14 protein-coding genes are annotated in these 10,051 nt (G+C 64.4%); 2 read left to right on the top strand and 12 right to left on the bottom strand.

Annotated features, from left to right (window positions below):
• Positions 1 to 22: 22 nt before the first annotated feature.
• Positions 23 to 523 (bottom strand): YbaB/EbfC family nucleoid-associated protein, encoded by a 501-nt coding sequence (locus OHS03_RS32470; RefSeq protein ID WP_063004718.1) that lies wholly within the window; start codon positions 521 to 523, stop codon positions 23 to 25.
• A 17-nt stretch (positions 524 to 540) separates the two neighbouring features.
• Complete coding sequence (locus OHS03_RS32465; RefSeq protein ID WP_063004719.1) at positions 541 to 864, bottom strand: hypothetical protein; 324 nt, start codon at positions 862 to 864, stop codon at positions 541 to 543.
• Between the two features lie 251 nt (positions 865 to 1,115).
• On the opposite strand from OHS03_RS32465, the gene OHS03_RS32460 reads away from it, so the two are divergent.
• Together OHS03_RS32460 and dtd are read left to right on the top strand one after the other, a co-directional pair.
• Complete coding sequence (locus OHS03_RS32460) at positions 1,116 to 2,615, top strand: hypothetical protein (RefSeq protein ID WP_328659269.1); 1,500 nt, start codon at positions 1,116 to 1,118, stop codon at positions 2,613 to 2,615.
• 162 nt (positions 2,616 to 2,777) lie between these two features.
• Positions 2,778 to 3,221: a D-aminoacyl-tRNA deacylase gene (gene dtd, locus OHS03_RS32455; RefSeq protein WP_328664510.1), complete on the top strand. Its 444-nt coding sequence runs from the start codon at positions 2,778 to 2,780 to the stop codon at positions 3,219 to 3,221.
• Positions 3,222 to 3,233: 12 nt separating this feature from the next.
• Here dtd and map read toward each other — a convergent pair whose 3' ends face one another.
• The 10 genes from map to OHS03_RS32405 all read right to left on the bottom strand — a co-directional run bounded on the left by map (position 3,234) and on the right by OHS03_RS32405 (position 9,678).
• Positions 3,234 to 4,031 carry a type I methionyl aminopeptidase gene (gene map / locus OHS03_RS32450; RefSeq protein ID WP_328659267.1) on the bottom strand — a complete coding sequence of 266 codons (798 nt, stop codon included), beginning with the start codon at positions 4,029 to 4,031 and terminating at the stop codon, positions 3,234 to 3,236.
• Positions 4,032 to 4,057: 26 nt separating this feature from the next.
• On the bottom strand, positions 4,058 to 4,603 hold the full coding sequence (locus OHS03_RS32445; protein WP_056818371.1) for an adenylate kinase: 546 nt from the start codon (positions 4,601 to 4,603) through the stop codon (positions 4,058 to 4,060).
• On the bottom strand, positions 4,600 to 5,922 hold the full coding sequence (gene secY / locus OHS03_RS32440; RefSeq protein ID WP_062982401.1) for a preprotein translocase subunit SecY: 1,323 nt from the start codon (positions 5,920 to 5,922) through the stop codon (positions 4,600 to 4,602). The genes OHS03_RS32445 and secY overlap by 4 nt, the downstream gene beginning before the upstream one ends.
• 154 nt (positions 5,923 to 6,076) lie before the next feature.
• Positions 6,077 to 6,520, bottom strand: coding sequence for a 50S ribosomal protein L15 (gene rplO / locus OHS03_RS32435; protein WP_056818375.1), 444 nt, complete (start codon positions 6,518 to 6,520; stop codon positions 6,077 to 6,079).
• A 2-nt stretch (positions 6,521 to 6,522) separates the two neighbouring features.
• The gene (gene rpmD / locus OHS03_RS32430) at positions 6,523 to 6,702 is read right to left on the bottom strand and encodes a 50S ribosomal protein L30 (protein WP_056819257.1); all 180 of its coding nucleotides are present in this window, start codon (positions 6,700 to 6,702) and stop codon (positions 6,523 to 6,525) included.
• A gap of 1 nt (position 6,703) precedes the next feature.
• Positions 6,704 to 7,363, bottom strand: coding sequence for a 30S ribosomal protein S5 (rpsE, locus tag OHS03_RS32425; RefSeq protein WP_056818377.1), 660 nt, complete (start codon positions 7,361 to 7,363; stop codon positions 6,704 to 6,706).
• A 31-nt stretch (positions 7,364 to 7,394) separates the two neighbouring features.
• A complete protein-coding gene (gene rplR, locus OHS03_RS32420) occupies positions 7,395 to 7,802 on the bottom strand; it encodes a 50S ribosomal protein L18 (RefSeq protein ID WP_056818379.1) in 408 nt (135 codons plus the stop codon).
• 2 nt (positions 7,803 to 7,804) lie between these two features.
• Entirely contained in the window at positions 7,805 to 8,344 is a 540-nt protein-coding gene (rplF, locus tag OHS03_RS32415; protein ID WP_062982403.1) for a 50S ribosomal protein L6, read from the bottom strand.
• A gap of 15 nt (positions 8,345 to 8,359) precedes the next feature.
• Complete coding sequence (rpsH, locus tag OHS03_RS32410; protein WP_056818383.1) at positions 8,360 to 8,758, bottom strand: 30S ribosomal protein S8; 399 nt, start codon at positions 8,756 to 8,758, stop codon at positions 8,360 to 8,362.
• Between the two features lie 269 nt (positions 8,759 to 9,027).
• Entirely contained in the window at positions 9,028 to 9,678 is a 651-nt protein-coding gene (locus tag OHS03_RS32405) for a YoaK family protein (protein WP_328664508.1), read from the bottom strand.
• Positions 9,679 to 10,051: the final 373 nt, after the last annotated feature.

The following is a 10,051-nucleotide window of genomic DNA, read 5'->3' as shown; positions in this document are numbered from 1 at the left end:
GGTTACCCCGAGACCCTCGAGTTCACCAACTCGAGTCGGTTACCGAACCGCCTCGGTCGGGCTGCACATCGACGGTCCCGGAAAACTCCATCGGCTGATCTTCGTCCGAATCCCCGTGGCGATCCGCAGAATTCGGTGCCGAGGTCGGCGCCATCACCGGTTCGGGCGCACGGATATCGGGAATATCCTCCACTAGATCCGAGAGCTTCGGCATCCGCGCGCGCTGCTCGTTCAGCGGTTCCAGCAACTGGCTGGTCTTACGGGCCATCTCCGCCGAGGCCTGCTGCGCCGCCTCGGTGACCGCCTTGGCGATCTCGGCGTGGGTGAGATCGGAGATATCGGGGCCGAACTTCGTCTCGATCACCACGTTGTCCGCGTTCACGGTGACCGTGACCTGCCTGCGCACCGTGGCGCTGGCCATCATCTCGGCACGTTCCTGCTGCAACCGCGCGATGGTGCGCATCTGTTCTTGCACACCTTCGAGGATTTCGGCCATATCGGCCCTGGCCCGCTCGTTCGTCATGTACCCGAAAGCCCTGGTCAGATACCGTCGCGGTTGTCGAGGTCCATATTGTGGAGGAACTCGGCGGTCTTGGTCTGCGAGTCGGACATGTTCGAGAACGACGCGGCGACAGCGTCCCCGTTCTCGGTCAGCGCCTTGCTCGAATCGGTGTAACCGCCCTTGCCGTCCTCGCCTTTCGCGAAGGTGGTGCCGATCGTGTCGCTACCCCAGGCACCGTGATTGCTGGCCATGGAGCCCTGCAGGTTGTCGATGATCCCCTTGACCCGGTCGTGCACGTGGACAGTCTTGGCGGCCGCACCGCGAAATAGGTGTTCGTCGAACTCGACCTTGTCCGCAGCCATCGCGACCCTCCTCCGCCATCGGGTGTACGACCCGAGTATGCCACGACGGCAAGTCGTTCGCATGGGCAAGGAGGATCATTCCCGGTGCTTCTTCACCACCTGTTCACGTACGCGGACAACCACATTCACAGCCCGACCGCGCCTTGGCGCCAACTGTGGCAGACTCGCAGGATCACCGACAGGGTCACTGACAACGACCACGCACGAACGATGATGATGAGGCCAGGATTGACGTCGCGATGGAACTGCTCATGACCGACCTGAGCGGCCTCGAACGGCGCGTCGCAGCCAATCGCGCCAACACCCGCAGCCAGCACGCCGACGACTACCTGAAGCTGGCCGGTTCACTCACCGAACTCGCCCAGGGCCTGCTCGCCACCCGCGATGATCCGTCGGGGCGCGATCGCACGGCCGAGGCGCTGGAGCCCGCGCAGGAAGCGGTGGCGATCCGGCTGCACTGGCTGGTCGGCGGGTACGTCTCCTACGAATACGCGGGTGCGTTGCAGGACGCGTTGCGGTTGTTCGAGCAGGCGACGCGGTTGGTCGGGCATCGGCAGCTCGCGACCAACACCATTCGCAGCGCCTGTTCGGCATATCGGCAGGTCGCGCAGGACTATCCCGATGTTTCGGCCATGTGCGCCGATGGGCTGTCCAAGTGTGGCGTGTGGTTGATGCGACTCGATCACGATGCGGCGGTGGCGGCGAGTGAGTCGGCGGTGCGGATTCGGGCGGGGATGTACGCGCGCGCGTCCGAGCAGCCAGGGAAGTATCTGGCGAGCCTGAGCACGCTGCTGCGCACGCTGATGGTGGGGCGCTCGCGCAAGCAGGCCATCGCGAGCTATCGCGCGTTGTATTCCGAGGTGACCACGACAGCGAGTACCGCGAAATTGCGGGAAACCCGGGTCGAGGAACTGGATCTCACGGTCAAGACCACCCAGGCGTTGATCAAGCTGGGCGCGCCGACCCTGGAACGCGCGGGGCGGCTGACCCAGCAGCAGATTCTGTACCAGTCGGGCGGCGACCTGGCCACGATCGACGAGATCAACTGGCGGCTGGCGCTCGTGGGCCTCAAGCCCCTCGCGGCAGGGGCGATGCCGGAGCCGCCCTCGCGGCCGGTGGAGATCTCGGCGACCTACGGTGCGATCGCCGTGCGGTGCTCGGCACCCGACGCGCTCGACCAGGTCCGCGCCGCCATCGTCGCCGCGTACGCCCAGGACAAAGCGGAACCTGTCGACGCCGGGCGATTCGCCGGCGTGCACGACAAGCATTGGGGCGTCAAGGAACCCAAGACCAACCTCGACACGGAGCTCGGTGCCGATGTGGTGCTCGTCGAGAAGTCTTCCGGCAGCTGGATTTCGGTGAAGAGCCTCAACTGGGAGATCGGCGCACTCGGCAAACACCCACTCGCCGTTGCTCTCTCGAAGAAATGGCCGGTCCTCACCGTCGCCACCATCGAGAAGATCTCCTACGAACTGTGCCTCTACGACAACGGCATCGCCACCCAGTACGCGGCCCTCGGCAGGCCCTCCGGTCAGGCGCCTCTCGACGCCCCGCTGGCCCCACTGGATTTCGCGACCCTGGCCGACTACGGCGCCGACTACGCCTCAGAAACCCAGGTCAGAGCGGCCTTCGGTAATGCCGAAATGTTCGCCAAGGTCACCGAGCTCCCCGGCGCAGGCATCCGCCAGGCCGCGGAGAAGGCCCCGCTCACCGACTACGGCCCGAATATTCTCTTCTTCGGCAAGGACTGACCCGTCGCAGCGAAAAGCCGCTGCCTCCCCACCTGGAGGCAGCGGCTTCGCCGTGTCAGGAGTCGCGTCCCGCTTGATCCTGGCAGCGGTACTTCACACCGCTGGAACGGATATGTCGCCCCGGAACGCCGTGGAGGACGACCACCCGGCATGATCGGAGTCGTGCGAGTACTGCTGCAGCGTGTGACCAGCGCCCAGGTGAGCGTCGACGATCAGGTCGTCGGACGCATCGACCCGGCGGCGGCGGGTGTCCCCCACGGCCTCCTCGCCCTCGTCGGCGCTACCCACACCGACACGGTGGCCAACGCGAAAGCCTTGGCCGACAAGACATATCGCCTGCGAATCCTCGACGGTGAACGCTCCGCCGCCGACCTGGACGCCCCCATCCTGGTGGTCAGCCAGTTCACCCTCTACGCCAACACCGCCAAGGGCCGGCGCCCCTCCTGGAACGCCGCCGCCCCCGGCTCGCTCGCCGAACCCCTCGTCGACACCTTCGCTGAAACACTTCGTGAACTGGGCGCCACCGTGGCCACCGGAAAATTCGGCGCGCACATGCAGATCGAGCTCACCAATGACGGCCCGATCACCGTTCTGCTCGAAGGCTGACTTCGTCGGCGACTACTCCGGACGCAGGGTGAGAATGCGCGGCCCGTCCTCGGTCACCGCGACGCTGTGCTCCCAGTGCGCGGCGCGCGAACCGTCGGTGGTGACCACGGTCCAGTCGTCATCGAGAGTCTTGGTGTCGGTGGTGCCCAGAGTCAGCATCGGCTCGATCGCCAACACCGAACCGACCACCAGGCGCGGGCCCTTACCGGGCGCGCCTTCGTTGGGCAGGAACGGATCCATGTGCATCTCGCGCCCGATGGCGTGGCCACCGTAACCGTCGACGATGCCGTACTGACGACCGTGTGTCTGCTCGGCCGCGCGCGTACCCAACTCGATGGCGTGGGAGACATCGGTGAGCCGGTTGCCCGGCAGCATCGCCGCGATGCCCGCCTCCATCGAGAGCTTGGTGGCCTCGCTCAGCAGCTGATCGGCCTCGATGATGTTGCCGATGCCGAACGTCCACGCCGAGTCGCCGTGCCAGCCGTCGAGGATGGCGCCGCAGTCGATGGACACTAGATCACCCTCGGTGAGAATCTCACTCGCCGAGGGGATCCCGTGGACCACACGGTCGTTGACCGAAGAACAGATCGAGCCGGGGAAGCCGTGATAACCCTTGAACGACGGGACTGCGCCCGCGTCACGGATAGTGGCCTCGGCGACCTCGTCGAGCTCCAGCGTCGAAACGCCGGGCTTGGCCGCCGCGCGAACGGCGACCAACGTCGCGCCGACGATCGCGCCGGCTGCCTGCATGGCATCCAGCTCGCCCGCCGAACGGAACGGCACGACCTTCTTCTTACGGGTGAAGACCATCCGGCCTCAGTACTCCGATCCGCTGATTACTGACCGAGCGCCGCGAGCGCCCGGCCGTTGACCTCATCGACTTCGCCGATGCCGTCGACGGTCACGACCAGACCGTCGTAGTGCTCGAGCAGCGGCTCGGTCTCCTCACGGTAGACCCGCAGCCGGTTGCGGATGACGTCCTCGGTGTCGTCGGCGCGCCCACGGGCGAGCATGCGCTCGACCACGGTGTCCTCGGCGACCACGAAGCACAGCACGGCGTCGAGCGTGGTGCCGTTGTGCTCGAGGATCTTCTTCAACGCGTCGGCCTGGTCGACCGTGCGGGGGTAACCGTCGAGCACGAAACCGTTCGCGGCATCGGGCTCGCCGACGCGGGCCTCGACCATACGGTTGGTGACGTCGCTGGGGACCAGGTCGCCCGCGTCCATGTACTTCTGTGCCTCACGCCCGAGGGCGGTCTGCTGGCTGATATTCGCGCGGAAGAGGTCTCCGGTGGAGATGTGCGGAACGCCCAGCTTCTCTGACAGCAGGACGGCCTGAGTACCTTTGCCGGCACCCGGCGGACCGAGCAGAACAACTCTCACTTGAGGAACCCTTCGTAATTTCGATTCATCAGCTGGCTCTCGATCTGCTTGACCGTGTCGAGACCCACGCTGACCATGATGAGCACCGCGGTACCGCCGAACGGCAGGTTCGCCGCTCCGCCATTGGCACCCATGTCAAGGAACAGATTCGGGAGAACGGCGACCATACCGAGGTAGATCGAGCCAGGCAGGGTGATGCGGCTCAGTACGTAGTTCAGATAGTCGGCGGTCGGCTTGCCCGGACGGTAACCGGGAATGAAGCCGCCGAACTTCTTCATCTCATCCGCGCGTTCCTCCGGGTTGAAGGTGATCGCGACGTAGAAGTAGGTGAAGAACACGATCAGACCGAAGTAGATCGCGATGTAGACCGGGTTGCCCGGATTCACGAGGTACTTCTGGATGATCTCCTGCCACCAGCTCGGATCCTGGGCCGTGCTCGACCCGGTCAGCTGAGCGATCAGGTTCGGGAGGTAGAGCAGCGAGGACGCGAAGATCACCGGGATGACACCGGCCTGGTTGACCTTCAACGGCAGGTACGTCGATGAACCGCCGTACATTTTGCGACCGACGACGCGCTTGGCGTACTGCACCGGAATCCGGCGCTGACCCTGTTCGACGAAGATCACGGCCACCAGGATCACCAGCACGGCGACGCACACCGCGCCGAAGATCAGGCCACCATCGGAGTCGAGAATCCGCTTGCCGTCGAGGGGCAGCCGGGCCGCGATACCGGCGAAGATGAGCAGCGACATGCCGTTACCGACACCGCGCTCGGTGATCTGCTCGCCGAACCACATGACCAGCGAGGCGCCTGCGGTCATCACGAGGACGATGATGATCATGCCGAAGATGCTGGTGTCGGCGAGGATCGGCTCGTTGCAGCCCTGCAGTAGCTGACCACGAGAGGCGAGCGCGACCAGGCCGGTAGCCTGCAGGACCGCCAAGGCGACCGACAGATACCTGGTGTACTGCGTCATCTTGGTCTGGCCCGATTGGCCTTCCTTGCGCAGTTCCTCGAACCGCGGGATGACGACGGTCAGCAGCTGGATGATGATGCTCGCGGTGATGTACGGCATGATGCCGATCGCGAACACCGACAGCTGCAGGAGCGCGCCACCGGAGAACAGGTTGATGAGCTGGTAGATGCCGGCGGATTCACCGCCGGAGACCACCTTCACGCATTCCTGGACGTTCTGGTAGTCGACGCCGGGGGACGGCAGCGCGGCACCCAACCGGTACAGCGCGATCAACCCCAGCGTGAAGAGAATCTTCCGCCGTAAGTCCGGAGTCCGGAAGGCCGATACGAAGGCGGAAAGCACAAATCCTCCTGGCGAACGACATGGTCATGCCATGCGACATCGGTTTACGGAAACGTCAGCCCATGACAAGTGTTGGCAGCCAACGACTGAACTCTAACAGTGACACCGGACGAGTTTGCCACTCGTCCGGTGTCGACTGCTCTTCAGAGTACCGTCAGGCCAGTTCGGTGACAGTGCCACCGGCTGCGGTGATCTTCTCCTTGGCGGAGCCGGTCACCTTGTCGGCGGTCACCTGGATGGCGACACCGATCTCGCCGTCGCCGAGAACCTTGACCAGCTCGTTCTTGCGAACGGCGCCGGCCTCGACAAGCTCGGCCTTACCGATGGTGCCGCCCTGCGGGAACAGCTCAGCGATGCGGCCAACGTTGACAACCTGGTACTCGACCCGGAAGCGGTTGGTGAAGCCGCGAAGCTTCGGCAGACGCATGTGCAGCGGCATCTGGCCACCCTCGAACGCCGCGGGGACGTTCTTGCGTGCCTTGGTGCCCTTGGTACCGCGACCGGCGGTCTTACCCTTGGAACCTTCACCGCGACCCACACGGGTCTTCTCGGTCTTAGAGCCAGGGGCGGGACGCAGGTGGTGCAATTTGATGGTCATGTCTAGACCTCCTCAACTGTTACGAGGTGGCGCACGACGTTGATCAGACCGCGGTTCTGAGCGTTGTCCTCACGAACCACCGACTGGCGGATCTTCCGCAGACCAAGCGTCCGCAGGCTGTCGCGCTGGTTCGACTTGGCACCGATCGTGCTCTTGATCTGAGTCACCTTGAGATCAGCCATGTCAGGCTCCCTGTCCTGCACGCGCACGCAGCATGCCCGCCGGAGCGACATCCTCGATCGGCAGACCGCGACGCGCGGCAACCTCTTCGGGACGCTGGAGCATCTTGAGCGCGGCAACTGTCGCGTGAACGACGTTGATCGCATTGTCGCTACCGAGCGACTTCGACAGAATGTCGTGGATACCGGCACATTCGAGCACGGCACGGCACGCACCACCGGCGATCACACCGGTACCGGGCGAAGCCGGACGCAGCATGACCACACCGGCCGCCGCCTCACCCTGAACCGGGTGGACGATGGTCGAGCCGATCATCGGGACGCGGAAGAAGCTCTTACGAGCCTCCTCGACACCCTTCTGGATGGCCGCGGGAACTTCCTTGGCCTTGCCGTAGCCGACGCCGACCAGACCGTTGCCGTCACCGACGATCACGAGGGCGGTGAAGCTGAAGCGACGACCACCCTTCACGACCTTGGAGACACGGTTGATCGCGACGACGCGCTCGAGCTGGTTCTTCTCGGCCGCGTTACCGCCGCGGTCGTTACCACCGCGACGATCGCCACCGCCACGACGGTTGCCCTCGGGGCCACCGGCGTTGCTGTTGTTGTTGCTGTTCGGTCCGGCGGGTCCGCCGCCGCCGTCGCGCCGCTGACGTCCCGGCATCAGACGTTCCTTCCGTTGGAAATAATGGTCATCAGAACTTCAGCCCGCCTTCGCGAGCGGCATCGGCCAGCGCCGCGATACGGCCGTGGTAGTCGTGACCACCACGGTCGAACACGACCGCCTCGACACCGGCAGCCTTGGCACGCTCGGCGATCAGCTGACCGACCTTCGCGCCCTTGGCGGACTTGTCACCTTCGAACGCACGCACGTCGGCCTCGATCGAGGAAGCGGCGGCAATGGTCTTGCCCACCGAGTCGTCGATCAGCTGAGCGTGCAGGTGGCGCGCGGAGCGGTTGACCACCAGGCGCGGACGCTCGGTGGTGCCTTCGACCTTCTTACGAAGACGGAAGTGACGGCGAGTCTTCGACAGACGACGCTTCGTCGAAGCATCCTTGCCGAGCGGAATCCGCTTGGCCTTCTGGTTAGCAGTTTGCGCCATGATCACTTACCCGTCTTTCCGACCTTGCGGCGAACGACCTCGCCGGCGTAGCGGATGCCCTTGCCCTTGTACGGGTCGGGCTTACGCAGTCCGTGGATCACAGCGGAGATCTGACCGACCGCCTGCTTGTCGATTCCGGACACCGAGAATTTGGTGGGCGATTCCACCGCGAAGGTGATGCCTGCCGGGGCCTCGATCGGCACCGGGTGGCTGTAACCGAGGGCGAACTCGAGGTTCGAACCCTTGGCCTGAACGCGGTAACCGACGCCGAAGATTTCCATCTTCTTCTCGTAGCCCTTGGTGACACCCTCGATCATGTTGGCGATCAGGGTGCGGGAAAGGCCGTGCAGCGAACGGTTCGCGCGCTCGTCGTTGGGACGAGCAACCTCGAGCTCATTACCTTCACCCTTGGTGACGATGATGGGCTCGGCCACGGTGTGCGACAGGGTGCCCTTGGGCCCCTTGACCGTGACAACCTGGCCGTCGATGTTGACGTCGACGCCGGCCGGAATCTCGATGGGCTTCTTACCAATACGCGACATTAGTCCTGACCTCCCTTACCAGACGTAGGCGAGGACTTCGCCCCCGACGCCCTGCTTGGCCGCCTGACGGTCGGTGAGCAGACCGGTCGACGTGGAAATGATCGCCACGCCGAGGCCGCCGAGGACCTTGGGCAGGTTGGTGGACTTCGCGTACACACGCAGACCCGGCTTCGAGACGCGACGCAGGCCCTGCAGGCTGCGCTCACGGCTGGGGCCGTACTTCAGATCGACGACGATGGCCTTGCCAACGGTCGCGTCTTCGGTGCGGTAATCGGCGATGTAGCCCTCACGCTTGAGGATCTCGGCGATGTTCACCTTGATCTTCGAGTGGGGCGCCTTCACCTGATCGTGGTACGCCGAGTTGGCGTTGCGCAGACGCGTCAAGAAGTCTGCGATCGGATCAGTCATGGTCATGGTTAGACCTCGACACCTTTCTCGCTGCGGTTCCCATACAACATCTCCCGCACGCTCGCGCGCAGGTGATCGTGGGCCTACAACAATTCGGCTGGTCCGGTCGGCACTTGCCGACCGGATGAGTTCTCTTGCGAGCTCTCGGCGCCTGGCACGGTCCCACTCGCGCCGGAGCGCGCAGCGGACACAGATCTGCCCAGGCAACCGCTCTAGTGTAGGCAATGCCGTGGTCAGGACCAAACTCGGGGGCCGACGAACCGGGGCGATATCCGTCACGCGGCCGTGTGATCGGCCTTCGCGCCCGTCTTGTAGGTGATCAGGATCGCCGAGGCCGAGACACCGGCGGCGACGATCAACATCATCTCACCGCCCACCACCATGCTCATCAAGCCACCGAGCAGGGCGCCGACGGCGAAGGCCGCGTACTGCAGGCCGTAGCCGAGCCAATCGCGCGAGCTACCGCCGCTGACGTGGCTTTCGATGCCCTGACTCAGCTTCACGACCGTTCCGGTGGCGTAGCTGAGCGGAACGCTGGTCTCGCCGTTCTTGACGAACGCGGTGTTGAGCGCACCCACCGCGAAGGCGACGAACGCGATCGGGATGAACCCCACGTCCTGCCCGCCGGTGCGGTCGAGGGCGTAGTCGACGACCGCGGCCACGGCAAGCGCCACGGTGGTCACCACGGACGCGCCGTAGTGGCCACTGCGCCACAGCCGCCGCCGGAGCATCGAGGCCACGAACACGCCGAGTCCGAACGAGAAAAGCAGCGTAATAGCACCGGTGGCCAGCAGTTGATCATTGTCGAACCAGCCGAGAACGGCGCGCTCGGTATTACCGGTCATGAATGTCACGAAATATCCGGCGGAATGCGTGTATGCGGCGGCGCCGATAAATCCGGCCAATATCGAAAGAAATGCCACCATCGGCATAGCGCCCGCGGGAATCCCGCGTAGCGGCGCCCGGTGGGCCACGTCACGAGGCTTGTTTTCTGTGGTCAGAGTCACAATTTCACATCCTCTGCGTTTACTCCGGCAAGGGATCGACACTGACGCCCATCTGCACGCTGCATTGTCGCGCAACGCCATCGACAGTAGCCACGAAATAAAATTCCGACCAGCTCGGAGATCACATTCTCGGGAAAGACACAGGATTGCGAGGTGCCGGCAATACCGAAGTAACCGAGAATTCGAAATCAATTCCGCCTACGCGCACGCGGGACCTGCGACGATGCTGCCGCAAGGTGGGCGGCCGATTCCCGCCATGGATCGAATTGTGTTCGATACCAACCACTTTGCG

Origin of the sequence: Nocardia salmonicida, from assembly GCF_036142455.1 — a bacterium.
In the GTDB taxonomy this organism is placed as follows: Bacteria; Actinomycetota; Actinomycetes; order Mycobacteriales; family Mycobacteriaceae; genus Nocardia; species Nocardia salmonicida.
The sequence above is the reverse complement of the archived record's forward strand: the minus strand, read 5'-3'. Positions and strand labels throughout refer to the sequence as shown.